This is a genomic window from Pontixanthobacter aestiaquae (genome assembly GCF_009827455.1).
Taxonomy (GTDB): Bacteria; Pseudomonadota; Alphaproteobacteria; order Sphingomonadales; family Sphingomonadaceae; genus Pontixanthobacter; species Pontixanthobacter aestiaquae.
Window position 1 is genome coordinate 342,464 of sequence record NZ_WTYZ01000001.1, and the last position, 25,109, is coordinate 367,572.

Genomic DNA, 25,109 nt, shown 5'->3' on the forward strand with positions numbered 1-25,109 from the left:
CACGCATGGCCGATCCATATACAACTCTGGGTATTTCGCGCAGTGCGTCCGAGAAGGATATCAAGAGCGCCTATCGCAAGCTCGCCAAAGAGCTGCACCCGGACAAGAACAAAGATAATCCCAAAGCGACCGAGCGCTTTTCGGCCGCGACACAGGCCTATGATCTGCTGTCCGACAAAGACAAGCGCGCGCAGTTCGACCGGGGCGAGATTGATGCCGATGGCAATCCGACGAATCCCTTCGGAGGTATGGGCGGCGGGTTCGGTGGGGGCGGTAGGTCTCACCAAGGAGGTTTCAGCGCGCGAGATTTCGAAAACATGCAACCCGAAGGTGTTGATCTGGGTGATATATTCGAAGGGCTGTTCGGCGGCGGCATGGGCGGATCGCGCGGCGGCCCGACAAGTGCCGGGCGCGGACCCTCCGGCTTCGGACGCGGCCCGTCTCCACCGCCACGTAAAGGTGCAGACATCCCTTACCGCTTGCGCGTGCCGTTCGCCGAAGCTGCCAGTCGCGCCGATCAGCGCATTACGCTAGCCGATGGCAAGACCATCGACTTGAAATTGCCTGCCGGTGTCGAAGATGGCACGCAGATGCGGCTCAAAGGCAAGGGCGAGAAAGGCCCAGGGGGCCCTGGTGATGGTCTCGTCACGATCTCTATCGACAAGCATGCTTATTTCCGGCGCGATGGCGATGATGTGCGGATGGATCTGCCCATCACGCTTAACGAGGCGGTCGATGGCGCGAAAGTGAAGGTTCCGACCGTCGACGGCCCGGTCATGATGACATTGAAGCCAGGCACCAATGGCGGCTCCGTACTGCGGCTGAAAGGCAAAGGCTTCTCTAAAAAGAACGGCCAGCGCGGCGATCAACTTGTTACGCTGGCGATCATTTTGCCGAAAGATTTGCCGGCACTGGCCAAGCGCCTCGATGGTTGGCAAGATGACAGTAATCCGCGCGGCAAAATGGGCATTTGACCCAGCCGTGGCTTTCGAGGGGTCTTGGCATCAGCGAATTTCCGCATGCTGACGAACGTATTAAATCGTCTCTGACGCCCGAGGCGCGGCGGCGAAAGCGTGATGTGTTGCGCGATGGGCTTCAGCAAACCGTTGGCCCGGGCACGCGAGCATTTGAAGTCGTCAAGCGCACCGCTTCGGGCGCGTGGAATGACGGGTTCATCCACGCCGGCAATCTTGCGTATATGGCCATGCTTGCACTCTTCCCCTTCTTCATTCTGGGCGCGGCAATTTTCTCCGCCATTGGGGAGGAAAGCGAGCGAGCCGCCACTGTCGAAGCGATCCTGTTTGCGCTCCCGCCAGTGGTAGGCAATGTGATCGAACCCGTAGCGCGCGATGTAGTGAATGCGCGCAGCGGCTGGCTGTTGTGGATTGGCGGTGCGGTTGGCTTGTGGACGGTTTCCAGCCTGGTCGAAACAATTCGCGATATATTGCGGCGCGCCTACGGTACGGAGGCAACTTTGGCCTTCTGGCGCTACCGGCTGTTGTCCTTCGGCATCATCATGGCTGCCGTAGTTTTGCTGATGCTGTCACTGATTGCGCAGTTTCTGATTGGTACTGCGCAGCAGGTCATTTCTGCCTATTTGCCTTTGCTCAACGACGCCGTTGATCAATTGTCGATATCGCGCATTATCCCCGCACTGGGTTTGTACGGCTCGATCTTCCTGTTGTTCATCACATTGACGCCCGAAGCGTATCGCGGACGGCGTTATCCCAAATGGCCCGGAGCGGTAGTGGTCACACTATGGTGGGTCGGGGTTACGATCGCGCTGCCACCAGTGCTGAAGCAGTTTTTTGCGTATGATCTGACCTATGGCAGCTTGGCCGGGATCATGATCGCGCTTTTCTTCTTTTGGCTTGTCGGTCTCGGGATGGTCGTGGGCGCAGAGCTCAATGCGGCATTGGCGGAACCTTCTGAAGACGATACAGCGGTCGATGCCGTTACGGAAACAAAAGAAGGTGATACGGAATGAGCGGATTGATGGCGGGAAAGCGCGGCCTGATTATGGGGCTTGCCAATGACAAATCGCTCGCTTGGGGAATCGCCAAACAGCTCCGCGAACAAGGTGCGGAACTGGCCTTTACCTATCAAGGCGACGCCCTTGCCAAGCGTGTGAAGCCGCTCGCAGAGAAGCTGGATTCGGACTTCACCTTCGAATGCGATGTATCGGAAATGGACGCACTGGATGCAGCGTTCGACACGCTCAAGAGCCGCTGGGACACGATCGACTTCGTGGTCCACGCCATCGGCTTTTCCGACAAAAATGAACTGCGCGGCAAGTATGTCGACACCAGCCTCGACAATTTCCTGATGACAATGAATATTTCTGCCTACAGCCTGGTGGCCGTGGCCAAGCGTGCAGCGGAAATGATGCCCAATGGCGGCTCGATCGTGACGCTCACCTATTACGGCGCAGAGAAAGTGATCCCGCATTACAATGTTATGGGCGTGGCGAAAGCTGCGCTTGAAACCAGCGTGCAATATCTCGCCAATGATCTCGGACCGCAGAATATCCGCGTGAATGCGATTTCAGCCGGACCGATCAAGACGCTTGCAGCCAGCGGAATTGGCGATTTCCGCTATATTCTAAAATGGAACGAGCTCAATTCACCGCTGCGCCGCAATGTGACAATTGACGATGTCGGTGGGTCCGGACTGTATTTCCTGTCGGACCTCTCATCCGGCGTAACCGGCGAAACCCATCACGTAGATGCCGGCTATCATATCGTCGGGATGAAACAGGAAGACGCTCCGGATATAGCGTTGGACTAATTAGTTCGGCCCGATCGCAAGTCGACTGAGCGTTCCGCGGATTGCCGAGCGCCCCGTCCAAGCCCGCGCGTGGATAGTCAGCGTCACGAAATCACACCGGGCAGGGACATTGGAAATCCGAAAACTGTGACGGCGAATCCGGAACGGCTCATCATAGAACGGCTCTTCATCTCCAAAACAGCGCACTTGCAAGCGGACATCCTTTACCTGTTCTGGCGGGCCCAATTGGTGCTCAACCGTCACCGTGAAACCGCTCAATGGCACCGCGATAAGACGCTCCGCAATAGGGCCGCCCTGTCCACCACGCACAAATAATTCCAGATCGGTTTGGTTTTTCGCCAATTGCGCGCGGAAACCGGCTTCGTCGGCCAGTTTCCAGTCAAATGGCGGAAAATCCTTCCGCCAATCTATCGGTGAGGGTGTTCGCGCATTTGTTTCGGCAGTGTTGCTTGCAGCAACATAAATATTGCGCGCTTTCCCGACGTCCCCCGCAGCCAATAGCCCCTCTATCAGGCGCCGGTCGATATCAGGATCCACAGCCCCGCGCGAAAGACGCAATGTGGCAAGATTGGCCGTGACCGCAGGATTGCGCGCGGCCGATCCGAGAAAGTCGTCATGCCATTCTTCGCTACGGTCCAAGATACCCGCGAGAGCCGGCAATGCGGCATCATCAGCCAGAGCTTGCATGAGCACAGGAAAGAAATTCGTTTTCTGTTCGGGATGGACTCGTAGAATGCTGCTGAGCGTTGCCAGCGTGCCTTCGTAGTCCTTGCGCGCGACTTCGCCTTCGAGAACCAAGCCCTGCAAGAGTAGATCGCGGCGGTTGATTTCCAGCGCCGCGCCCAGTACTTCCTGCCGTGTTTCTCCCGCACCTTCGGCAAAAGCCAAGACCGCGAAGGCTTTGGGAGCCAGCGGATCAAGGGCGAAGGCTCTGCGCGCTGTATCGGCCGCGCTCTGGGCCGATGGCACGATGTCCGCCTCTTCAGTGACGCCACTCATAAATTCGCGCGAGGCCATCTGCTCCCACGCCAACCCGTTGAGCGGAAAAAGTTGCGTGGCAAGTGCTGGCTGCTTGCGCGTCAGAACGCTGCTGCTTGCCTGCAAAAACGCGAGTGCAGCGAGCACCAACGCAATCACGGACACTAGGATCAAGCGACCCGGCCGCAGTACCATCTTAGCTGGTTAGACGGTCGCGCTCTTCCGCGCCGTCGCCATAACCGTAGCCGTAGCCATAACCGTAGCCATAACCATAAGCCGAGTTGCGCTCATCCAGCTTTGTAACGAGCGCACCGAAGATCCGGGCATTGGCCGATTTCAAGCGGCTGAGCGCGCTTTCGACAGCGCGGATATTCACGCCGTTCGATTCGATCACATAGACGACGCCTTCAACCGATTTCGATACTTCGAGCGCATCGGCGAGACCGAGAACAGGTGCGCCGTCGACAATCACCTGATCATAGGTTTGCAAGGCAGTCTCGACCACATTTTTGAGGCCAGGACCTGCCAGAAGTTCAACCGGGTTCGGCGGGCGGTGGCCCGTAGGCAGAATATCGAAGCCATGCGCGCCGACCGGTACAATCGCTGCAGAAAGCTGTCCGTTGCCGCTGAGCATCGAGCTCAAGCCGGCGTCCTGATTGGCATCGCCGCCAATAAAATCGCTGAGGCCTGAATGCCGCAAATCGGCGTCGATCAGCAGCACTTTTTTGCCGAGCTGCACGAAGCTACGCGCCAGCGCAACCGACGAGATACTCTTACCTTCGTTGGGGCGCGTGCTGGTCAACATCATAGAACGCGGCGCGCCGTCGCTAGTCAGGAATGCCATATTGGTGCGCGCGGCGGCATAGGCTTCACTGATTTCCGAGCTGCGCCGTTCAAGTTCGTCGACAATGTCCGCAGCGACAACACGCGGAATAAGCCCAAGCGGAGACAGTCCAAGGCGGCGACTGACATCGGATGGATCGCGGACTGTCTGGTCCATTGTCTCGCGAAGATAGACGAGCGCCGCAGCTACGATCAGTGCGGCCACAAGACCGATCAGCAGATTGCGCAAAAGCGACGGCGAGAAAGGGCCGCCCGGCGGTGTCGCCGAGTCGATCAGATTCATGTTGTTTTTACCGGCGCCAGCGGCTTCGAGCTCTTTATAGCGCTGCAGCAGCCCGTCATAGAGTTCGCGGTTGGTATCAACCTCGCGCTTCAAAATGCCGTATTGAATGCCCTGACCTTGCTGGCCAAGGAACGAGTTCTTCGATTCCTGCAATTTCGCGCGCAGCGAATCTTCTTGGAGCTGCGCCTTGCGGAATGCCGCTTGCAGATCACGATTGTCGACTACGCTTTCGCCTTCAAGCGCTTGCCTGAGCGATGCGACTTCGGCCTCTTTGGCCTTAATCTCGGGATAGCCTGGGCCAAACTTGGAACGCAGTTCGGCAAGCTGCGACTGCGCTTCCGCCAAGCGATTGCGCAATGTGGCGGCGGCGGCTGCACCGGTCTCGTTCCGCGCGCCAGCCCGCAAAGCACTCTGTGCCTGAATGCGTTCGGTGGTGGCTTGGGCCAGCGCTTCGTTCAAGGCGCTCAGCTCCGCCCCCACCAGCGTTTGCGTTGCGGTTTCGGAGCCTTCGCTGTCGCCGCGAGGTGCCAGAATAACGATGCCATTGGCATTGGCATAATCAATCAATTCGCGCTCGGACAAAGCCAAGCGTTCGCGCAATTCTTCGATCTGTTCTTCCAGAAACTCTCGCGCTTCGATATTTTTGCCGAAGAGCTTCTCGTAATTGGCGTCAAGAAACTCCTTGGCCCACAGATTGGCGATCCGCGCAGAAACTTCACGGTCCGGGCTCGAAAAGCTGATATCAACTAGGCTTGAGCCTTGAACCGGAGTGACGCTGACATTGCTCCGCAAAATCGATTGCAGCCGCCTTGGAGACAGGTTGCCGCTCTCTTTTAAATCGAATGCTTCGATGAATTGCTCGTCGCGGGTCAGGTTGCCGGCTTCGACCACGCGTTCTGCAAGAAAACGTGATTCTAGCAGCTCATACTGCGTCGCGAGATACTGTAATGTTCCTCCGCGGCTTTCAATCTCGATCGGCTCGGCATCGGTGACATTCTGTTGGGCGAGCGCAATTTCGATCCGCGCGGTAGCGCGATATTGAGGTGTCGCCAGCAATGTTGCAGCAAGCCCGGCAAGCAAGCCCAGCGCGATTATACCCAAAAGCCAAAATTTCAGATTGAGCGCTTGAATCCAGAACCGCTCGAGGTCGATCCGAAAGGAATCGGATGCACCGGCTTCATCTACCGGCCCGGTTGGATATCCATTATCGACGGAATTGCTATTGGTCATCTGAACTCGCGATCAGTTAAAGGTGCGATCAATCAAGATCGCGCTCGTCGATAGCAGCGGAATAAACTGCAGGATGTTTTCCAGATTACGACGCCCTACCGAGTCACCCACGGTCACAACATCGCCGGGAAAAATAATCGGGTCTTCATAGTTCCCGCGCTGAATCGCTTCAATGTTGTACACGCCAATATAGCGCTTATTATCGACAGTTCGGATTAGAAGCACATCATCAACCTTGGCATATTCGGCCAGTCCGCCTGCATTATTGACCGCGCGAAGCAGGGTCTGCGAGGTTGCAGCCGGATAGGTGCCAGGATTTGTCACCTCTCCACCAATCGAAATCGACGGTGCAATCATACTGGTCGGGCGCACGCGCACCTGCGGATTGACGATATATTCGCCGCGCAAACGGTCTGCGATCATTTTGGCAGTTTGATTGGGCGTTTTGCCTGCAACGAACAGGTCACCGACCAGCGGAAAGGAAATATATCCTTCGGAATCTGTCAGATATGTACCGCTCATCGATTCCGCATCGGCGACGGTGATCTCGAGCTGTTCCTGCTTGCCGACCGTGTACGGCGTTACGCCAGACGGTGCCGGCAGCTGCGATAGCGCCGCGACCTCGATATTGGGCGCGAGGCCAACCGAGCGATCTCTGGATGCACAACCCGCAAGGGTGGCCGCCATTATTATCGATACCAGTATAGTCTTGGTAAAACCTGCCATGGTGTCCTTCATGTCCCGAGCGCCGCCGCCTTAACCCTAGGACCATCATAAGCAAAGAGATTTTTCCCGGCAATCACCCTGTTTACAAATGCCTTGTCACGCGCATTTCTTTGATACTCTGAATAATTCTGCAGGCAAAAGTTCAATCCGGAGATATCAACCTGGCGCGCTCTACCGCCAGTATCGCCACCAGCCAAACCGCAATCGCTTGAAATAGGGGTGTGCGCAGCGGGTAATCGAACAGGCTGGCAAACATTATTATCGTGAAAGTGGTCAGCCAAAAGGCCAGCTTTGCCAAACGGTCTGAACCCATCCGCATGATGTCGCGCAGTGAACGCACCAGCCATACGAGAAAAGCACAGAGAATTACGAGCGCGGGCAACCCGCCCTCGATAATGAGTTGCGCCAGATCATTATGCGCCTGGTTTACGTAAGACGGAACCATCAGGCTCGCGGGTTCATGAATATGATAAACCTCTTCAAAAGAGCCGAAGCCTGCGCCCAACAGGCCATATGTTATCACCATTTCGCGCAATGTCGGGAGTAGACTCCAGCGCAAATCTTCAAACGTCCCTGCCTCGGTCACGCGTGCCAATGCGGGTATCCGATCGAAAGCAGCGAATATTGCAACAATTGCGACCAGCCCTGCGGCCGCAATGCCAATCAGCCAAATGGGACTGATCGCTAGTGCGGCGCGCTCCCACTTGGGTTCAGACCACCGGCTTCGCCACGCATTCCAGAACAGGAAAGCGCTCGCGCCTATGGCGAGGATGGTCGTTAGCAAGCCAGCACGCGAGCCGCCGATCAATGCTGCCAGTAATACCAGCAGATATAGCGAGCCCAGCAACAAACGTTGCCACGGCCGGGTAATCGCAAGTGCCGCGCTGGTCATTACATAAGCGATCATCAGCAAAGTCATAGCGGCGAAGACAGCACTGTGATTGTGATTGGCGAAGAAGCCGACTGCAGAGCCATAATTGGTGATCTCATAGAAGAATAGCGGGCTTCCTCTGCCTGCCACCACCTGCAAGATGCCAAGCAGCGCGTTGGCCGCACCCAGCCCGATCAGAATCAGGAACGGAACCATTCGGCGCACGCCCATCGCCGCAAACAGGAGCAAGGCTCCGATCGGCACGAGCAGGCTCAACAGCGCATTATATCCACGAGTGGGCACCATCGATATCGGCCGCCAGAGGTCGCCCATCCCGAGCTGAGCGCCCGCTGCTTCTACGGGGCCGCGTCCCGGCAATGCCTGCCATATCCCGGCAGGAAACGGGATCAGTTGGATCGCCATGCAAATCGCGAGTGCGCCAAGCAGCATAGCGGGAGTTCTGACGGGTGCCAGCCTGTCCTTGGTAAGGAAATAGAGCGCAGGGATCAGAAACAGCGCAGCCATAGGCCGGAGCACCGTGATCTGCACCGCATCGGCGCGCGAACTCCCCCCAAGCAAGGCCACCATGATGGCAAAAAGGGCGAGCGCGATCCATCCGTAGGAGCGGGAGGATTCATGCCTGTCGCGGGTGATTTTCATGGAACTAATGTTTCTCGCGCTACCCAGATGGCTGGTCTTTGTTGACGCGTCCTCCCTCTTAGCAGACGCTGTGACTGTCAAGCCAACCGAGCACAAGGCCATCTTGCAATATCCTGCAATAGCCACTGCGACCTTGACTGTCCGTCACGTATCCGTAACGCAGCTCCCGCAATTACGAGCACGCTCACCGCCACCCAACACGGTTTATAGCGAGGCTTCTTTAGGAACTGTCGCAATGTATCTCTCAGACGCAAAAATTGCCGTTATCGGACTCGGCTATGTCGGCTTGCCTGTCGCGGTAGAGTTCGGAAAAACGCGCCCGGTTTTGGGCTTCGATATTCGCGAAGGCCGCGTGGCCGAGCTGCGCGAAGGACATGACGAAACGCTCGAGGTGGACTCCGACGAACTGGCGGAAGCGCGATATATAAAGTTCAGCGCCGATCCCGCTGATCTGGATGATTGCGGTGTCTTTATCGTCACGGTGCCGACTCCGATCGATGATGCAAACAGGCCTGATCTGACCCCACTGCTGAAATCCTCAGAAACAGTCGGTAAAGCGCTTAAGAAAGGCTCTGTCGTGATCTACGAATCGACGGTCTACCCCGGCTGTACACAAGGCTATTGCGTGCCAGTGCTGGAGAGGGTGTCAGGCCTCACACACAACGTCGATTTCTTCACGGGTTACAGCCCGGAGCGGATCAATCCTGGCGACAAAGAGCGGCGTCTATCACTTATCACCAAAATCACCAGCGGCTCGACCCCGGAGGTCGCCGACGCGATCGATGCGCTTTATAGCGAAATCATCACCGCCGGAACGCACAAAGCCGCTTCCATCGAAGTCGCCGAAGCGGCCAAAGTCATCGAAAACACCCAGCGCGACGTCAATATCGCGCTGATCAACGAGCTGGCGATCCTTTTCGAAAAGCTTGGTCTTGATACCCGCGAAGTCCTCGCCGCGGCAGGGACAAAATGGAACTTCCTGCCCTTCACGCCCGGTCTGGTTGGCGGGCATTGCATCGGGGTCGACCCCTATTATCTGACGCACCGCGCGGCGCAGGTCGGCTATCACCCTGAGATGATCTTGGCCGGACGGCGGGTGAATGACGGGATGAGCGCTTACGTCGCCGACCGCGTTGTGCATCTTATGCTCAAAAACCGTGTGCCGGTTGCCGACGCCAAGGTTTTGGTGCTGGGCCTGACATTCAAGGAAAACTGCCCTGATTTGCGCAATTCGAAAGTCGCGGGCGTGATCGAGCGGATGCAGGAGTTCAACGCCGATGTTGATGTCTATGATCCGTGGATCAATCATGACGAGGCAGAGCATGAGTTTGGCATCCGGCCCCTGAAAGAGTCGCCGGAAAAAGACACGTATGATGCTGTTATTCTCGCCGTCGGCCATCACCAATTTGCCGATATGGGCGCCGACGAAATCCGCGCACTGGGGAATGACAAAGCGGTATTCTTCGATGCCAAGGGGCTGTTCCCGAAAGATCAGAGCGACGGCCGTCTGTGACAAACGTAACCGCTCCAGCAATTTCAACTGCCGATGACGGTGGCAAAACAGTCGATACTGTTTTGCTGAATGATACACGCATAGACCTGCATCACGGATGCACGACTGTTATTGAAACAATCGGCACGCTGTCTGAAGCCAACAATATGCGCATCATTGCCAAGAGCCCTGCCCATACCGACTGGCGTGCGAATGCGGAGATCACGTCGGCGATTGAGCGCGCCGATCTGGTTATCGTCAATGGTGAGGGTACAATCCATCATGACCGGCCTGCGGGCAAAAAACTGCTCGAGGTGGGTGCCTATGCCAAAAGCAAAAATACCAAAGCGGCACTGATCAATTCAACCTGGCAAGCAAACGACGCGGAAAGCCTGCACGCGCTCGAGAATTTCGACATTATCACTGTCCGGGAAAGAGCCAGTCACGCGGAGCTCACCGGACACGGCATCGACGCACGGCGAATTCCCGATCTTGCTTTGTATCACAAGCCTGCCGCATCTGCTCAGCGGAGCGGGGTCGGCTATTGCGATAACGTGCAAGGGCAGAAGGCCCTAGAGCTTTATAATCGGATGTGGGCGCTGGGCGGGGAGCCTCTGCCGATTGTGCAATTGCCGTTCGAACCGATGACTACGCTGCGTTGGTTGCTGCGCTTTGGTGCAAGCAAGAGCGCCATCTTCAACCCGTTTCATGCAGTTCCGGCATTGCGCGCAACATTGCAGGACTACCGCGAGCAGGAACCTAACCGCGATGTCACAACCGCGCAGGTGGCGGCGAAAAACCTGGTCCTGACCGGGCGCTTTCACATGCTGATCTTCTGCCTCGCTGCACGAACGCCGATGCTCGCGCTGTCGTCAAACACGCATAAGAACGAAGCGACGCTCGCAGATGCAGGTCTGGAGCCGTGGCGTCTGCTCGAAAATCTGGACACTCTCGACACGGCCATGCTTGAAAAAGCAGCACAGTGGCATGGCAATGAGGCTGCAAATCTAGACAGCTTCCTCCAAGCGGGCCGCAGCGCGATGGAGATGTTGTTCACAGATCTAGCCGCGCTAGCGCGGGGTTAAGCCAGCCATGCAAAGGATCGAGGATACAACATCCCTGATCAGTGAAGCCGTAAGCGACATCGATGACCCTATTTGGCAATTCGAATTGGCAGCTCTGACCGAGGCATCGGGGCTAGCGCCATCGAAGCCAGCCAATTTTGCCATCAATGCGATTGCTCAAATCATCGCGTTCAAAATTGCCATTGCGATGCTCGGCCTATTGATTCTGCGATATGGCGGTACGGCAACACGCAGAGCACGCGCCACTCTCGCCAGCACCTCAACAGTGTTGGCACTCAATGGTGAAGACACCACACGTACCCGCCCCTTACGACGGGCACTGGTAGCCTATCATAGAGAAAACCCCGACGAGCGTAGTGCAATATTATTGATGGGCCGCCCATTGTCATCGGTGTCGGAAGCGTTCGCCGCGCTTGATCCAAATGCCGAGCTGAGCGATCACTCGGTCATACGGCCGCTTTACCTAGGCAGCTATTTGCGTGCCGTTCCGCTGATCATTCGCCAGATGTTCGCAAGTATCGAGCAGACTACACGATATCGCCGCCATATCCCGTTCAAAATCCGCATCGCAATCGCTTACCGAATGGCCCAAGGCGCAGCCTATGTCAGATGGTGGGAGCGCGCTTCCGACGGTGCTGCGATCAGTACCGCATTGTTCGGACACACCGGCAATGCGGATACCTCGCAGCTTGAACAGCGCATGCAGTTGCAGGGCGTAACGACCGTTCATGCCGTGCATGGCACCAATATTGGCTGGCCGTTTACCGGCTTATCCGATGTCGCGATCTTCCCCAGCGGGGCCGACGCCAAACTCGGTCGATCATTGCCTGCATACGGGAAATGCACGCATGTGCCACTTGAGCCACCCGTCGTTTCGCAGGGTAACGGAACATGGGCTGTGCTGACGTCCTATACCCATCTGCAACATGCAGCGTACCGAACGAGCGGAGCAGGCGCGGACATTGCCATGGTGCAATTGGTTGCCGAGGCGGCACTGCAAAAGGGGCAAAAACCGGCGGACATGTTGTGGAGGCCGCACCCGCAGATAAACTTGGTCGACCCGAACGAGAAGGCCCGGCTGGAGAGTGCCATTGCCGAAGCAGGCTTTGCCCGTTGGCCCGATGATCTTCCCTATGAGGCGCTTGGCAATTTTTCTGCCGTGGTCACCACACCGTCGACCGTGCTTACCGACGCTTTGCGGCTCGGACAGCCAGCAATTGTCGCCCAGACGGCCCCAATGCAAAGTGATTTGCTTTATTCACGCCATCCGCTTCTGGTTCAGAATTCAGAGGAACTTCAGCACGCACTCGGCCGCGTACTCGACCCTGCCAAACGCAGCGCTGCATTCAAAGACGCTTGGCAGGCTATCCAACCGGGCGCGGCCTATACGATTGAAGGGTTGATAGCCGCGCTTGACGATTAGGGAACCAGCGAAGGTTCCCGCGGCTTGCTCGCATAGGCGTTAAGCGGTTTTTCAAACCAATGCCATGAAATCAGGCCCGCGACATATGTCAGCGCCGAAGCGATCAGGAATGCCGACCAAAAACCAAGCTCTAACGCAAATTGTGCGTCGACGATCATCAAGGCTTGGATAAAGAACAAGTGGAACAGGTACATAAAGTACGAAACTAGCCCGACACTCGCCGTCGCTGCCACGAACCATCCGCTTGGTCCGTCTACTCTCGCCAGCGCCCCAACCCACAAAGCTGCCGCCAATCCGAAGATTAAATACCCGACAGTGCCGATGAAAGGCGGGTACCAGGTGGCAAAGCGAAACAGGATTATGATCGCGATAGTCGCAGCGCCATAGATCAATGCCGCACGCTTGATTTTCAGAAGTCGGTCGAATGTTCCCAGCGCCGCCAATGCCCCAAGCGCTATCGCGTCAAACCGGGCCGGCGGAAACAGCCCGATCATATGATCTTCCCATCCAAGACCAAGGGAAAGCCATATCCGCAGCGGTAGTGACAATAGCACGACCAAGATCAGAACTTGCTTGAAGCGGTCCCATGATTTCCACGCCAAAAGGCCAAGCAGGATGTAGGCTGATACTTCGACAGAAAGCGACCATGTGATCGTGTAAGGCACCAAGGCTTCGCCTTGGAACGGCGTCATATAGCCCGTCAGAAACAGAAAGGGTTTCCAGATATTCGCCAGATTCTGGCCATCGACAAGCAGCCAATCACCTACGCCGAAAGTTATCACCGCGACCACAAAGATCGGCACAATCCGGAAGAACCGCTTGCGGAAAAACAGCGCAATATCGCGCCGATTCTTTTCCATTGCCAGGATCATTCCGATCAAAAATCCGCTCAGCGCAAAGAACAGATCGACACCCATCCAGCCAATCACGCGCAATACGCGCCCGATCAGGTCCAACTGTGGTGGCTCGAAGCGATATGAAGTGTGATAAGCCACGACCAGCAGCACGCCCAGCGCGCGGATAGAATCGAGCCGTGCAAGGCGATTGGCAGTCATCAAGGCAGAACCAAAATCTCTAACAGCCATGCGTCCACGAACAGCGCGTTCAAATAGGGAATATGCCCTACGGCAGAGTTGGCAAACATAAGCCAACCGAACATAAGCGACACCATAGCGCCGGATATAAGAAACCGAACCAGTTTGCGGAGTTTGGGGTCAACCGCAGAAGGTATTGCTGCAATCACCCACATTGCGACCGGAAACCAATAGAAAGAGATGCGGCCAGCCGCCGCAGAAGCAAATGGTATTATGAGCAGTGTTAATGCCGCGGCAATCGACATATTGCGTAGCAAGCTTGGAGGAAAAGCAGTCGGTGCGAATTTACCAAAAATGAGATAAAGCAACGCGGGAAGGGCTGTCATTGCCACATGAAAAATCGCGCCGCTTGATTGTACTTCTTCGGATTGTCCGCGCCCGTATGCCTGATCGTAATAGGCCGCAAAACCGGAGGTCTGCAGGACATAGATTGCGGCCAGCGCAAATATTGCCATGCCTGCTACCTTCAGGGCTTTTGGAAGCCGGAGATCAACGACAATAAAAGCCAGAAAAATCAGCGCACTGGCATGAAATCCGGCGCAAATAAATACGGCCAGAACGCGCATCGGAACGTTCAGTCTATGCCAGTAAGCCAAGAAAAGCATCAGTACACCAACAGCCGTCGATTGTCGGTTTGCTGTCATTGAAATCACGGTAATCAGAAATGGCAACGCAGCTACCAGAGCCAACCATGGCTCATGTGTTCGTTTTGCAAAGGCAAAGATGCCCGCCATAGTTATGAAGGCAGCGATCAGGTTGGTGAGATAAATACCCCAGCCGCTTTCCGCACCGATCCACAGCAGGATTGCATAGAATGGCTCGGCATATCTGAAGATATCGAAGAATGTTGGCGCAGTATTAACCGCATAGATCATCCGCAGATAATTGTTCCAATCCATACCCACATGGTGGCGCAAACCGACAAAGAACACGGTGATCAGAAACAGGCCGACCCACAAAACCCGTGACGGATTGCCCGGGCGGCCCAACGTGCCGCCAATGGCGTAGAGTCCGCCGAATGCCAAAAATGGCCACATGCTGCGTTTGCTCCGGTGTTCGTTTGCTGCGTGGTTGTGTCGCGATGTCAGATGCCGTATCAGCCCTCTTCCAGCAAGGGCGAATGTACCTTGGACCTTATCAGTGGTTTGAATACCGCAATATTTGGCACTTAACGGGGACAACCAGTATCATGAAACTGCGCTTGATTATTGCGTTGCTGATCGTTCCGTTTCCCAGTTTTTTGAAAGTTTGGATTTACCGGCTGGGCTTTGGCTATAAAATTGGCAAGCGCGTTAAAATCGGGCTCAGCGCCATTGTCGCCGAGAACTGCGTAATCGGTGATCGTACCCGGATCGGTCATTTCAACCTCTTCTACCGAAACCAGAATCTGTTGATCGGTGCCGATGTCATTATCGGTTTTGCGAACCGTATTTTCGGGGGTTCGGAAATCAAGATTGGCGACAAATGCCACATCTTCCGTTTCAACGAGATCAACTCGATACTCGACCCCTTGGTCCTAGGTGAATTTGATCCAAGGCTGGAACTCGGTGAGGGGGCTGTCATTACTGTGAACCACAAGATCGACTTTACCGACAAAGTCACATTTGGTGAGTCAGTGGTTTTTGCAGGGCGCAACTCGAATATCTGGACACACAACCGGCAGAAAAGCGCGCCAGTATCGATCGGCCGCAATTGTTACGTTGGGTCAAATGTGCAGTTCGTTGCCGGATCTTCAATTGGTGAATATTGTGTGCTTGCCCTTGGATCGGTGGTCAGCAAGAATATCGAAGGCACGTGGAAAGTAATCGGCGGAATGCCAGCCAAGGTGCTGAAAGATTTGGACGAAGACTCGAAAGTGTTGGTGACCTACCCAACGCGGCCTGATCTGATCGATGAAGAGTCAGCCGAAAACGGCTCACCCCTCTCCCCCGGAGGCTAATCAGCCATGCGCCTTCTCTTTGCCATTAAAGGGCTAGTCATTGCCGGCGGCGGAGCTGAGCGTGTGTTTGTCGAACTCATCAACGAGCTGTCGCAGCGCGGACACTCAATTGATGTGGTGACATTCGATCAACCCGGACAAGAATTGTTTTACGATATCGCTCCCAATATCACAGTGCATCTGCTGGGTGCAGGCGAGCCGGGCATATCCACACCGCGCAGCAATATGCCAAAAATCATGCGCGGTGTGCGCAGTCTAGCCCGCACATTGAAGCCAGATGCAGCAGTTGCCTTTATGCATTCCACCTATGTTCCGGTGGCGTTCGGCTTGTTCGGTACCGGTGTGCCGGTCATCCTCAGCGAGCATACTGCCGGAGCGCATTTTGTCGGGCGCGGATTTGAGAAGGCGCTGACCAGACTGGTGCAAAAATTTTCATTCGCCAAGACTGTCGTCTCGCCGATCATCCGCGCAGAGCATGGCGAGTCATTCCGCAACAACCTTGTCGTGATGCCTAACCCGGTTGACCTTGAGACGTTCGGACGCGCGCAGCACTTGACCCCGAAGAAGCAAGTTCTGTGCGTTGGTGGGTTGCGCGTGGAGAAGGATCAAGCCACGCTTATTGCCGCCTTCGAGCAGATCGCTGACGAGTTTCCCGAGTGGACATTACGCCTCGCTGGTGAAGGTGTTACTCGGCCCGGTCTGGAGGCCCAGATCGCGCGTTCACCAGTAGCCAAACGCATCGAATTGCCCGGAATCGTCAGAGATGTGGCACGCGAATATGCCCAAGCAGCGATAGTCGCCATGCCGTCTCGCTATGAAGCGTTGCCGATGGTCGCCATCGAAGGAATGGCGAGCGGTCGCCCGGTCATAGGCTTCTCGGATTGTGCGGGGGCTGCAGCGCTAATCGAAAACGGAGTTAACGGCCTATTGATTTCGCCCGAACCAGACCGGGTCAAAAATCTGGCAGGTGCTCTGCGCAGATTAGTGGCAAATGATGCAGAGCGCCTTGAGCTAGCCGCCTCTGCACCCGCGACAATCCAGCAATATTCACTTGATGCGGTGGTCTCTCGTTGGGAAGCATTGCTGGAGGCGGCGAAAACGGCAGACAGCGCGTCATTGCGGGCACTCGTTACATCATGACTGTTCGTGCAATTCAGCCCACTGACTGGCGACCTTGGTCGGCTGGCAACCCCCGAAGAGATGTCGTGGAAAGCAACCTATGTGCGGCCTGACTGGTATTTTCGGCGCAATCGAACAGCTCGGCGGTGGTAGCTATGCTTCGCTGACCAAAGCGATGTCGGATGCAATCACGCATCGCGGCCCCGACGCTGAAGGTCTGTGGGCCGATAACGACGCACAAGTCGCCTTGGGGCATCGGCGTTTATCGATCCTTGATCTGTCGCCCGCAGGTGCGCAGCCGATGCATTCCAAGGATGACCGGCTGGCGCTCGCTTTCAATGGCGAGATTTATAATTTTGCCGAGCTCCGCTCTCAATTGGAGGCACGCCACGGCGCGATTGCGTGGCGCGGTCATTCCGATACGGAGATCCTGCTCGAGTGCTTTGCTCGCGACGGAATTCAGCCAACACTCGATCTGATCGACGGCATGTTCGGTATGGCAGTGTTCGACAAGCAAACGCGTGAGCTTACGCTGATCCGCGATGCATTTGGCGAGAAGCCGCTATATTACGGTCTTTGGAAAGGCTGCTTGCTCTTCGGATCCGAATTGAAAGCGCTAGAGGCTGTCCCCGGCTTCGCCCCTGAACTGGATCTCGATGCTCTCGGTGACTTTTTCAAATATTCCTATGTTCCTGGAGTGGCCTCGATTTGGGAAGGGGTCTCCAAGCTCCCGCCTGCCCACCGAGTAACCATCGGCAAGAAAGACATCCAGTCAGGTGTGCTGCCCGATCCGCAAGCCTGGTGGGACATGACCGGCGATGCACTGATCGCACGCGCGGCAGAATTTGATGGCACGCTCGATCAGGCAGTTGACCACGCAGAGACGCTTATGCGCGAAGGAACCGCGCGGCGGACAATCTCCGACGTTCCTTTGGGCGCATTTCTGTCAGGCGGCATCGATTCCTCACTGACTGTTGCCATGATGCAGGCGAATGCGAGTCAACCGGTCCGGACATTCTCAATCGGAATGGCAGAGGAAGGCTTTGATGAATCCCCCGCAGCCAAAGCTGTCGCCGACCATCTGGGCACCGATCACACCGAATTAGTCCTGACACCCGAGCAAGTTCAAGCTGCCGTCCCGACTATTTCGGGCATTCACGACGAACCGTTCGCAGACTCGAGCCAGGTGCCGACATATCTCGTCGCGCAGATGGCTCGGCGCGAGGTAACGGTTGCTTTATCGGGTGATGGCGGTGACGAGATTTTTGGCGGCTATAATCGCTACTTCCAAGGGTCACGCGTTTGGAATTCCGCATCGCGGCTACCGGGCCCGTTGCGGCGTCTGGCGGGTGGCGCGCTGGCCAGCATCCCGGCGGGGATGGTCAATTCCGCTGTTCGCCTCGCCGGCCCGCTCGCACCCAAGGAACTGACGGCAGGACGGCCGGCCGAAAAACTGCAAAAGCTCGCGCGCGTCATGGCTATGCCCGATGAAGACGCTTTTCATGACCGGTTACTTGCCACGTCCGACGATCCGCTAGCGATTCTGTCACGAGATGTTGCATTCACATCCCTGCCCAACCGCCTGGACCAGCGCGCGCGCACTTTGTCTTTTGCCGAGAGAGCAATGCTAGTCGATACAGCGACATATATGGCTGACGATGTGCTGGTTAAGGTTGACCGCGCGGCAATGGCAGTCGCGCTCGAGACCCGCACTCCCTATCTCGATAGGGATCTCTTCCGTTTCGCATGGAGCCTGCCCACTGCAATGCGGTATGGCAGCGGAGAGGGCAAAACCATTCTGAGAGAGCTGCTCTATCGTCACGTCCCGCAGGAACTGGTTGATCGCCCGAAAGCAGGTTTTGCGATACCTGTCGGGCGCTGGCTACGCACAGGATTGCGCGATTGGGCGGAGAGCGAACTGTCCGACAGCGCACTTGGTCAAAGCGGCTTGCTCCATATCGCAACCGTCCGCCAGCGGTGGGACGAGCATGTGTCTGGCAAACGCGACCACGAGACAATGCTCTGGAATGTGTTGATGTTCCAAAGTTGGTACCGGAACCAAACTTCATAATGCTCCGCAAACTGATCACGCAGGCAGCATCCGTGGCTGGTATCAGGGTGGCCGGAACCGGGTTGTCGATCCTGGTTTCGATCGTGATCGCACAATTTTTCGGTGCAGAGTCGCTCGGTGTGTATGGTTACTGCGTCGCGCTGATGGCGATTGCCGCCGTGCCAATATCGAATGGCCAGTCGACTTTATTGCTGCGCACCGTTGCCCATGACGGTGCACTAAGCGGCACATCGAAAGCGATGGCCGCAATGGGTGCGCGCGCGGCCGTGATCTTTGCTGCTACTGCCGGATTTCTAGCATGGGTCGCTATTGGTTTTGCTAGCACTGATATTGCACAGCTGCTAAAGCCATTTGCCTATTTGACGGTCGGATTTTTGGCACTCGCACTGCTCTGCGACCAAATATCAGCAATGCGCATGGCAGCGATCCGCGGAATCGACAGGCCCGCTCTGGCTCAATTGCCTGAGACGCTCATCAGACCACTCATGCTATTGGCAGGCTTGGTGTTCGTTTGGGCTCGTTACGGTTCAGCCGACCCGGTTACTGATCTTCCCGCGATCTTCGCGGCACTTGCTGTCGCTGCTTTTGTGTCGGCATGCATCGGGCAATTTATCCTGGGGGCAATCACCGCGCGGGAGAAGCCAACCCAATTGGTTGCACCTGACCGCAAAGCGTGGGTGTGGAGCGCCGCGGCGCTGGCCGGCAGCGCAGGACTGGTCCAGCTAAATGGCTATATCGACTTGCTGCTTCTCGGTAGCTTCACGTCAGCTGCCGATGTCGGATACTACCGCGCAGCGCTTCAAATCGCGATGCTCGCGAATTTCGGATATATCGCGCTCAATATGCTTGCCGGCCAACGTTTCGCGCGGATCCGGGCCGAGAATGATATTGCCGGGATGGCAAAAACCGCCACAACCCTTTCCCGACTGGCGTTACTGACGGCCATACCTCTCCCTCTAGCAATCTGGATGTTTGGCGAGCCGTTGCTGGTTTGGCTTTTCGGGGACGGCTTCACCGCATCCGTTTTGCCAGCGCTGATCATCTCGCTTGGATTATGTTTCAGCGCCTCAATCGGGATGGCGCATTCTATGCTCGTGATGAGCCATCAGGAGAAGCTGGCCCTGCTGCTGACCGGCATTGCGCTGGCGATCAATGTGGCGCTTTGCCTGCTCTTGATACCAAGTTTCGGTTTGATCGGCGCAGCACTTGCAAATGCGGCAGCTGCCATCTGCTGGAATGGATTATTGTGGTACTTCGCTCGCTTAAAAACAGGGTTCGATACCAGCATAATCGGACTGTCACCGAGAGCCGTTAGCTAAGCGCCCGCTGACTGCCGGGTGACTGTGCGAGTCAGCCGCGCACTTCCTTCGCATAGACATAGTCACGGACCCACGGGCGCGGATCACCAAGTCGCTGCTCTATCTTCAATCCCATATCGCCGAAATGCTTTAACACTTCTTCTCGAGTGCGCAGTTCATCGGTTCCATCGCGGTCAGCCACAAAGTCGTGGCAGGAGATAGCATAGTGACGAATCGAGTAATCGTCTTTCCTCATGCCCTTAATAGCGAGCCGCTCTGCGCCTTCTATGTTCATCTTTAGCATCGCAAGATCAGTAATCTTCTCGCGCTTCAGGATTGTATCGAGGCGGTGGGCAGGGACTTCTACGCCAGACGCAGAAGACTTCATTATCGAGTGGCTAATGTGGTTTTGGTCGGCACTGTCCTCGATAGTCAGCGTACCCTCTGCATCAGCGACGGCACAATGTATGGCGGTGACGTTTTTCAAGCCCGATTGAGCAATCGTCTTTTTCAAGCATCTGAAAGTATGCGGATGCGCTTCAATCGCGATGACCCGGCCAGTTGGGCCGACCATTTTCGAAAAAACTACAGCTTCGTCACCAATGCCTGCACCAACATCGACGATGACATCGCCCGCCTGCACATCATGTTGATAACACCACAGATCGCGAATCTCGGCTTGCTTATCAGACAACTTGGTGAACAAGATATCAGGACTCACGAAACTCGCGCCATCTTGTGCATTGACCCAATCGCCCTCGCTATCGACGGAAAATTTCTGATCGCGGCCAGCCACCTTGACAATGCCATTGGCCAAACCTGCCAGCACTGAGCGACCGCCGCGGCCATCCACTGTGTCGACTAAGGCGCGGAGGGTGCTCTTGATCATATCTCTATTCCGTCAGGTGCTGCGCGGTAAATACGCTGGGGCAATGCGCCGGAACGCCCATGCCCAATAGCTACTTATCCTCGTATCGCAAGGCGCTTTTCGCTGGCCCGCTGCGGCAAACCGGCATCCGCTATGCTTGCCAAGATCGTGCAAAAGACTATCAGAGCCGCCATTAGCCCCCAAGCCATATGTTGCACAGCCAATGACTGCCAATAATCATCAAGAAATCACTCGCCCGACTGCCGCCGAACATGGCGCACAGGTCATCCGGACCGAGACCGACGCGCTTACGCAGATGGCCGACAGCCTCGGCGATGATTTCGGCAAAGCGTGCGACCTAATGGTTGGCACCAATGGCCGTGTCATCATCTCCGGCATGGGTAAGTCGGGCCATATCGGCAACAAGATCGCTGCGACGCTCGCCTCGACCGGCACGCCATCCTTTTTCGTGCATCCGAGCGAAGCCAGCCACGGCGATTTGGGCATGATCACCAAGGATGATGTGTGCATTGTCATTTCAAACTCGGGTGAAACAGCCGAACTGCATGGCCTGCTGGCCTATCTGACCCGCTTTGCAATCCCGTTCATTGCTATGACCAAAAATTCGGACAGCACGTTAGCGCGGCAAAGCACTGTAGCGCTGCTGCTGCCCAATGCACCTGAGGCTTGCAGCGTGGGTATGGCCCCGACCACTTCGACCACATGCACTCTCGCCATGGGTGATGCGTTGGCCGTCGCAGTGATGCGGATGAAGGGTTTTGCCAAGGAAGATTTCCACACCTTCCACCCTGGCGGGAAACTGGGCGCACAATTCATGCGCGTGCGCGATGTGATGCACACCGGAGATGAATTGCCGAGCGTTCCCGCCGATATGGCAATGGGTGACGTACTTGTCGAAATGAGCGCGAAGGGTTTCGGTGTCGCCGGCGTAGTGGCGGATGGCACTCTTCAAGGCGTCATTACCGATGGCGATTTGCGCCGCAATCTCGATGGTCTGATGGAGCGAAACGCTGGCGAGACGGCCACCACATCACCACAAACTGTAGACCCAGATATGCTCCTGACCGAAGCAATGGCGCTGATGGATGCGCGCAACATCAGCGCGCTGCCCGTACTCGATGATGCCGGTGCTTTTGTCGGGCTGATCCATATTCACGACTGCCTGCGCGCAGGCGCAGCCTGAATCTCTCGAAGCGAGGCCGGTAGCCCATGCATATCGTGCTGACCGTCAATGCAGGCTGGAATATCTGGAATTTCCGAAAGCCGGTGGTGGAAGCGCTGCTGGCTGACGGCCACCAGGTTACAATCCTCGCGCCTAACGATGATACTGCCGCGCAGCTAGAAACTCTGGGAGCGCACTTCGTACATCTGGAAATGGATGTAGATGGGCTGAGCCCGGCATCAAGCATCGAGCTGATCGATACGTTCCGCAATCATTTTCATGCGCTGCGTCCAGACATTGTGCTCAGCTATACGGTCAAGAACAACATCTTCGGCGCCATGGCAGCACGGACCCTTGGCATTCCCTTCCTTCCTAATGTCACCGGCCTTGGTACGCTGTTCCTCGGCTCGAAGCCGCTCTTTGTCATTGGAAAGCTGCTGTACCGGTTGGGTATGGGAGCGCTGCCGATCATCTTTGTACAGAATGATGATGATCACGATTTCTTGGTCAGCAAGAAGCTCCTGAAGGCCGGGCAATTACGCATTCTGCCGGGGTCGGGGATTGATCTGGAGAGTTTCCCGGTCAGCACGCTTCCCGCCTCAAATGAAACTATCACATTCCTGATGATCTCGCGCTTAATTCGCGACAAGGGGACGATGGAATACCTCGAGGCAGCACGTATCGCTCGTACAGCCAACCCGAAATGCACTTTCCAGCTCCTCGGACCAATGGGGTCGGCGAACCGCACGGCGATTCCCGAAAGCGCACTCAAACCGTATTTTGAGGATGGCTCGGTCGACTATCTGGGCGCGACTAATGATGTGCGGCCCTTCGTAGAAGCAGCGCATTGCGTTGTTTTGCCCTCCTATCGCGAAGGTGCCCCGCGTTCACTGATCGAAGCCGCGGCGATGGGCCGCCCGCTTGTGACAACTGATGCGCCAGGCTGCCGCGCAGTGGTCGAAAACGGCAAATCAGGCCTGCTGTGCCAAGTCCGTGATGCCCAAAGCCTCGCTCAGGCCTGCCTTGACTTTGCAGAGCTTGATCCATGCACGCAACAAGCCATGGGCGACGCGGGACGCGATCTGATGGCGCGCGAATATGATGTCGGCATCGTGATCGACCGATATCGCACTGCGATTGCCGAACTGACAGTGTCCGCCTAAAGACGCAGCCCAATCTTACCCAACGAAAGTCCCCCATGTCCGGCGAAATTCTGATCGTCATTCCTGCCCGCCATGCCTCGCAGCGCTATCCCGGCAAGCCGCTCGCCACACTCCGCGGAGCCGGTGGCGCGGCGAAAACGCTGATTGAGCGAAGCTGGGACGCCGCCAAACGTGTGGCTTCGGGAACGCGCGTAGTCGTGGCGTCGGATAGCGATGAGATCTTGGACGCAGCGCGCGGTTTTGGCGCAGAGGCAATTTTTACGTCGTCTGCCTGCCGCAATGGTACCGAGCGATGCGCCGAACTGCTGGGAAGACTCGACAGTGAACCCGATATCGTGGTGAACTTGCAGGGCGACGCCCCCCTAATTCCGGACTATTTTGTTGAAAGCCTAATTGCCGCGATGCAAGCCGATGCGTCTGTCGAAGTGACAACGCCCGTCGTGCGCTGTACACGCACGCTTTTTGACAAGCTGGTCGCTGACGAGAAGAAGAACATCGTCGGAGGGACCTTCGGCGCGATCTCCACTGGCGGAAACGCGCATTATTTCTCCAAGCGGATCATTCCCCATTTTGACGCTGACAAAGCGGACGACAACAATCTGCCAGTCCTGTTGCATATCGGGCTCTACGCGTACCGGCCGGCTGCGCTGCGCAAATATGTCGCGAGCCAGCCTAGCGCCTTGGAGCAACTCGAAGGGTTGGAGCAGCTGCGCTTCCTCGATTTGGGCGTCGGTATCCGCACGATCGAGGTGCAATCGCCCGAATGGGAGATTTGGGAGCTCAACAACCCCAGCGATATCCCGCATATCGAGCAATCCCTGAAAATTATGGGCCTTGACTAGCCTCATTCCAGCCAGACTGCCTTCCCGGGCTGATCGAACTCATTTTCTTTTTCGGATGTTTCACCTAAAAGCGGCGCCACAACGACATTCACGGTAGTCATCGGATTGCCACCTGCATCCTTTAGGGCATGGCGGCGCACCGGATGCACCCCCGATTTATAGTAGAAAGACTGACATGAAACTCTGCGGTAAAAATATTGGCCTCGATCAACCATTTTTTCTGATTGCTGGCCCCTGCGTCATCGAGTCCGAAGATATGGCAATGCGCACATCAGAAGCGATTAAAAAAATCACTGACGATCTGGGAATCCACTTCATTTACAAAAGCTCTTTCGACAAAGCGAACCGCACATCGGGCACCAGCTTCCGCGGCCCGGGTCTTCATGAAGGTCTTGAAATTCTTGCCAAAGTTAAGCGCGAAATCGGCGTGCCGGTTCTGACCGATGTTCATGAAAAGGAGCAGGTCGCGCCTGTTTCGGAAGTGGTTGACATCATGCAGACCCCTGCATTCCTCGCGCGGCAAACGGACTTCATCACCACGGTCGCGGCAGCCGGCGTTCCGGTAAATATCAAGAAAGCGCAATTCATGGCGCCGGGCGATATGGTTAATGTCGTCGACAAGGCCGTAGCTGCTGCCAAAGCCGCAGGGCATGATGGTGATAACATCATGGTGTGCGAGCGCGGTGCATCCTTCGGCTACCAGAACCTCGTGTCAGACATGCGCAGCCTTGCGATAATGCGCGAAACCGGGCGTCCAGTCGTGTTCGACGCTACGCACTCGGTCCAACTGCCCGGCGGCCAAGGCAAGAGCTCAGGCGGGCAGCGTGAATTCGTACCGGTTCTGGCACGTGCAGCGGTAGCGGTTGGCGTTTCCGGTCTGTTCATGGAAACCCACCCCAATCCGAAAGAGGCCAAATCTGACGGCCCCAACGCAATGCCGCTTGGCCACCTTGCCGACCTGCTGCGAAGTCTGATGGCTATCGACCAGACCGTGAAAGGCAGCACGTTTCTGGAGGAAACGCTCGCCGATTTCGACGGTTGACGAAGTTACCACGCAAGGCTGTTTCTTGTGCGAATGTTTGAAATTGCTTAGGTGACAGGCAGCTTGCGATAGCTGGCTAACGGGGTTGATCGCCATCACCACGATCCGAAAG

The 25,109-nt window shown here is 56.2% G+C and carries 21 protein-coding genes; 14 read left to right on the forward strand and 7 right to left on the reverse strand.

All coding sequences use genetic code 11. The annotated features are described in order from the left end of the window. The first annotated feature begins 5 nt into the window (after positions 1-5). The 3 genes from GRI35_RS01535 to fabI are packed head-to-tail and all read left to right on the forward strand — an operon-like array spanning position 6 to position 2,787. A complete protein-coding gene (locus tag GRI35_RS01535; protein ID WP_160612390.1) occupies positions 6-974 on the forward strand; it encodes a DnaJ C-terminal domain-containing protein in 969 nt (322 codons plus the stop codon). Next, positions 971-1,987, forward strand: a complete 1,017-nt coding sequence (locus tag GRI35_RS01540) for a YihY/virulence factor BrkB family protein (protein WP_202390480.1) — start codon at positions 971-973, stop codon at positions 1,985-1,987. The genes GRI35_RS01535 and GRI35_RS01540 overlap by 4 nt, the downstream gene beginning before the upstream one ends. Further along, entirely contained in the window at positions 1,984-2,787 is an 804-nt protein-coding gene (gene fabI / locus GRI35_RS01545; protein WP_160612391.1) for an enoyl-ACP reductase FabI, read from the forward strand. Before GRI35_RS01540 ends, fabI begins: the two co-directional genes overlap by 4 nt. Here fabI and GRI35_RS01550 read toward each other — a convergent pair whose 3' ends face one another. From GRI35_RS01550 to GRI35_RS01565, 4 genes are all read right to left on the reverse strand, one after another. Further along, the gene (locus GRI35_RS01550; protein WP_160612392.1) at positions 2,788-3,960 is read right to left on the reverse strand and encodes a hypothetical protein; all 1,173 of its coding nucleotides are present in this window, start codon (positions 3,958-3,960) and stop codon (positions 2,788-2,790) included. It abuts the gene before it with no gap. A gap of 1 nt (position 3,961) precedes the next feature. Further along, entirely contained in the window at positions 3,962-6,121 is a 2,160-nt protein-coding gene (locus tag GRI35_RS01555) for a GumC family protein (RefSeq protein ID WP_160612393.1), read from the reverse strand. A gap of 12 nt (positions 6,122-6,133) precedes the next feature. Next, positions 6,134-6,859: a polysaccharide biosynthesis/export family protein gene (locus tag GRI35_RS01560; RefSeq protein ID WP_160612394.1), complete on the reverse strand. Its 726-nt coding sequence runs from the start codon at positions 6,857-6,859 to the stop codon at positions 6,134-6,136. A 130-nt stretch (positions 6,860-6,989) separates the two neighbouring features. Beyond that, positions 6,990-8,378 carry an O-antigen ligase family protein gene (locus tag GRI35_RS01565; protein WP_160612395.1) on the reverse strand — a complete coding sequence of 463 codons (1,389 nt, stop codon included), beginning with the start codon at positions 8,376-8,378 and terminating at the stop codon, positions 6,990-6,992. 235 nt (positions 8,379-8,613) lie between these two features. Between GRI35_RS01565 and GRI35_RS01570 the strand changes: the two genes are divergently transcribed. Genes GRI35_RS01570 through GRI35_RS01580 form a run of 3 tightly spaced genes read left to right on the forward strand, consistent with a single transcriptional unit; the run spans position 8,614 to position 12,378 of the window. After that, positions 8,614-9,891: a nucleotide sugar dehydrogenase gene (locus GRI35_RS01570; protein ID WP_160612396.1), complete on the forward strand. Its 1,278-nt coding sequence runs from the start codon at positions 8,614-8,616 to the stop codon at positions 9,889-9,891. Continuing rightward, positions 9,888-10,955 carry a polysaccharide pyruvyl transferase family protein gene (locus GRI35_RS01575; RefSeq protein WP_160612397.1) on the forward strand — a complete coding sequence of 356 codons (1,068 nt, stop codon included), beginning with the start codon at positions 9,888-9,890 and terminating at the stop codon, positions 10,953-10,955. The genes GRI35_RS01570 and GRI35_RS01575 overlap by 4 nt, the downstream gene beginning before the upstream one ends. A 7-nt stretch (positions 10,956-10,962) precedes the next feature. After that, positions 10,963-12,378 (forward strand): hypothetical protein, encoded by a 1,416-nt coding sequence (locus GRI35_RS01580; RefSeq protein ID WP_160612398.1) that lies wholly within the window; start codon positions 10,963-10,965, stop codon positions 12,376-12,378. Here the strand turns inward: GRI35_RS01580 and GRI35_RS01585 are convergent. Then, entirely contained in the window at positions 12,375-13,433 is a 1,059-nt protein-coding gene (locus tag GRI35_RS01585) for an acyltransferase family protein (protein ID WP_160612399.1), read from the reverse strand. The genes GRI35_RS01580 and GRI35_RS01585 overlap by 4 nt on opposite strands. Continuing rightward, positions 13,433-14,509 carry an EpsG family protein gene (locus GRI35_RS01590; RefSeq protein ID WP_268894015.1) on the reverse strand — a complete coding sequence of 359 codons (1,077 nt, stop codon included), beginning with the start codon at positions 14,507-14,509 and terminating at the stop codon, positions 13,433-13,435. The genes GRI35_RS01585 and GRI35_RS01590 overlap by 1 nt, the downstream gene beginning before the upstream one ends. 152 nt (positions 14,510-14,661) lie before the next feature. On the opposite strand from GRI35_RS01590, the gene GRI35_RS01595 reads away from it, so the two are divergent. From GRI35_RS01595 to GRI35_RS01610, 4 genes are all read left to right on the forward strand, one after another. After that, positions 14,662-15,411: an acyltransferase gene (locus tag GRI35_RS01595; RefSeq protein ID WP_160612401.1), complete on the forward strand. Its 750-nt coding sequence runs from the start codon at positions 14,662-14,664 to the stop codon at positions 15,409-15,411. A gap of 6 nt (positions 15,412-15,417) precedes the next feature. Continuing rightward, positions 15,418-16,551, forward strand: coding sequence for a glycosyltransferase (locus GRI35_RS01600; RefSeq protein ID WP_160612402.1), 1,134 nt, complete (start codon positions 15,418-15,420; stop codon positions 16,549-16,551). A 79-nt stretch (positions 16,552-16,630) separates the two neighbouring features. After that, a complete protein-coding gene (asnB, locus tag GRI35_RS01605; protein ID WP_160612403.1) occupies positions 16,631-18,601 on the forward strand; it encodes an asparagine synthase (glutamine-hydrolyzing) in 1,971 nt (656 codons plus the stop codon). Beyond that, the gene (locus tag GRI35_RS01610; RefSeq protein WP_160612404.1) at positions 18,601-19,920 is read left to right on the forward strand and encodes a lipopolysaccharide biosynthesis protein; all 1,320 of its coding nucleotides are present in this window, start codon (positions 18,601-18,603) and stop codon (positions 19,918-19,920) included. The genes asnB and GRI35_RS01610 overlap by 1 nt, the downstream gene beginning before the upstream one ends. Positions 19,921-19,951: 31 nt before the next feature. Here GRI35_RS01610 and GRI35_RS01615 read toward each other — a convergent pair whose 3' ends face one another. Beyond that, entirely contained in the window at positions 19,952-20,788 is an 837-nt protein-coding gene (locus GRI35_RS01615) for an FkbM family methyltransferase (RefSeq protein WP_160612405.1), read from the reverse strand. A gap of 202 nt (positions 20,789-20,990) precedes the next feature. Here GRI35_RS01615 and GRI35_RS01620 point away from each other — a divergent pair, with 202 nt between their 5' ends. The 4 genes from GRI35_RS01620 to kdsA all read left to right on the forward strand — a co-directional run bounded on the left by GRI35_RS01620 (position 20,991) and on the right by kdsA (position 24,997). Next, positions 20,991-21,971 carry a KpsF/GutQ family sugar-phosphate isomerase gene (locus tag GRI35_RS01620; protein WP_160612406.1) on the forward strand — a complete coding sequence of 327 codons (981 nt, stop codon included), beginning with the start codon at positions 20,991-20,993 and terminating at the stop codon, positions 21,969-21,971. Between the two features lie 26 nt (positions 21,972-21,997). After that, the gene (locus GRI35_RS01625) at positions 21,998-23,113 is read left to right on the forward strand and encodes a glycosyltransferase family 4 protein (protein WP_160612407.1); all 1,116 of its coding nucleotides are present in this window, start codon (positions 21,998-22,000) and stop codon (positions 23,111-23,113) included. 35 nt (positions 23,114-23,148) lie between these two features. Then, entirely contained in the window at positions 23,149-23,955 is an 807-nt protein-coding gene (locus GRI35_RS01630; RefSeq protein ID WP_160612408.1) for a 3-deoxy-manno-octulosonate cytidylyltransferase, read from the forward strand. 175 nt (positions 23,956-24,130) lie between these two features. Then, on the forward strand, positions 24,131-24,997 hold the full coding sequence (gene kdsA / locus GRI35_RS01635) for a 3-deoxy-8-phosphooctulonate synthase (RefSeq protein ID WP_160612409.1): 867 nt from the start codon (positions 24,131-24,133) through the stop codon (positions 24,995-24,997). Positions 24,998-25,109: the final 112 nt, after the last annotated feature.

Bases quoted from the DNA above. Each gene is read 5' to 3' on its own strand.
- GRI35_RS01535 (WP_160612390.1), top strand. From the start codon at position 6: ATGGCCGATCCATATACAACTCTGGGTATTTCGCGCAGTGCGTCCGAG.
- fabI (WP_160612391.1), top strand. From the start codon at position 1,984: ATGAGCGGATTGATGGCGGGAAAGCGCGGCCTGATTATGGGGCTTGCC.
- GRI35_RS01550 (WP_160612392.1), bottom strand. From the start codon at position 3,960: ATGGTACTGCGGCCGGGTCGCTTGATCCTAGTGTCCGTGATTGCGTTG.
- GRI35_RS01555 (WP_160612393.1), bottom strand. From the start codon at position 6,121: ATGACCAATAGCAATTCCGTCGATAATGGATATCCAACCGGGCCGGTA.
- GRI35_RS01560 (WP_160612394.1), bottom strand. From the start codon at position 6,859: ATGAAGGACACCATGGCAGGTTTTACCAAGACTATACTGGTATCGATA.
- GRI35_RS01565 (WP_160612395.1), bottom strand. From the start codon at position 8,378: ATGAAAATCACCCGCGACAGGCATGAATCCTCCCGCTCCTACGGATGG.
- GRI35_RS01570 (WP_160612396.1), top strand. From the start codon at position 8,614: ATGTATCTCTCAGACGCAAAAATTGCCGTTATCGGACTCGGCTATGTC.
- GRI35_RS01580 (WP_160612398.1), top strand. From the start codon at position 10,963: ATGCAAAGGATCGAGGATACAACATCCCTGATCAGTGAAGCCGTAAGC.
- GRI35_RS01585 (WP_160612399.1), bottom strand. From the start codon at position 13,433: ATGACTGCCAATCGCCTTGCACGGCTCGATTCTATCCGCGCGCTGGGC.
- GRI35_RS01590 (WP_268894015.1), bottom strand. From the start codon at position 14,509: ATGTGGCCATTTTTGGCATTCGGCGGACTCTACGCCATTGGCGGCACG.
- GRI35_RS01595 (WP_160612401.1), top strand. From the start codon at position 14,662: ATGAAACTGCGCTTGATTATTGCGTTGCTGATCGTTCCGTTTCCCAGT.
- GRI35_RS01600 (WP_160612402.1), top strand. From the start codon at position 15,418: ATGCGCCTTCTCTTTGCCATTAAAGGGCTAGTCATTGCCGGCGGCGGA.
- asnB (WP_160612403.1), top strand. From the start codon at position 16,631: ATGTGCGGCCTGACTGGTATTTTCGGCGCAATCGAACAGCTCGGCGGT.
- GRI35_RS01610 (WP_160612404.1), top strand. From the start codon at position 18,601: ATGCTCCGCAAACTGATCACGCAGGCAGCATCCGTGGCTGGTATCAGG.
- GRI35_RS01615 (WP_160612405.1), bottom strand. From the start codon at position 20,788: ATGATCAAGAGCACCCTCCGCGCCTTAGTCGACACAGTGGATGGCCGC.
- GRI35_RS01620 (WP_160612406.1), top strand. From the start codon at position 20,991: ATGACTGCCAATAATCATCAAGAAATCACTCGCCCGACTGCCGCCGAA.
- GRI35_RS01625 (WP_160612407.1), top strand. From the start codon at position 21,998: ATGCATATCGTGCTGACCGTCAATGCAGGCTGGAATATCTGGAATTTC.
- GRI35_RS01630 (WP_160612408.1), top strand. From the start codon at position 23,149: ATGTCCGGCGAAATTCTGATCGTCATTCCTGCCCGCCATGCCTCGCAG.
- kdsA (WP_160612409.1), top strand. From the start codon at position 24,131: ATGAAACTCTGCGGTAAAAATATTGGCCTCGATCAACCATTTTTTCTG.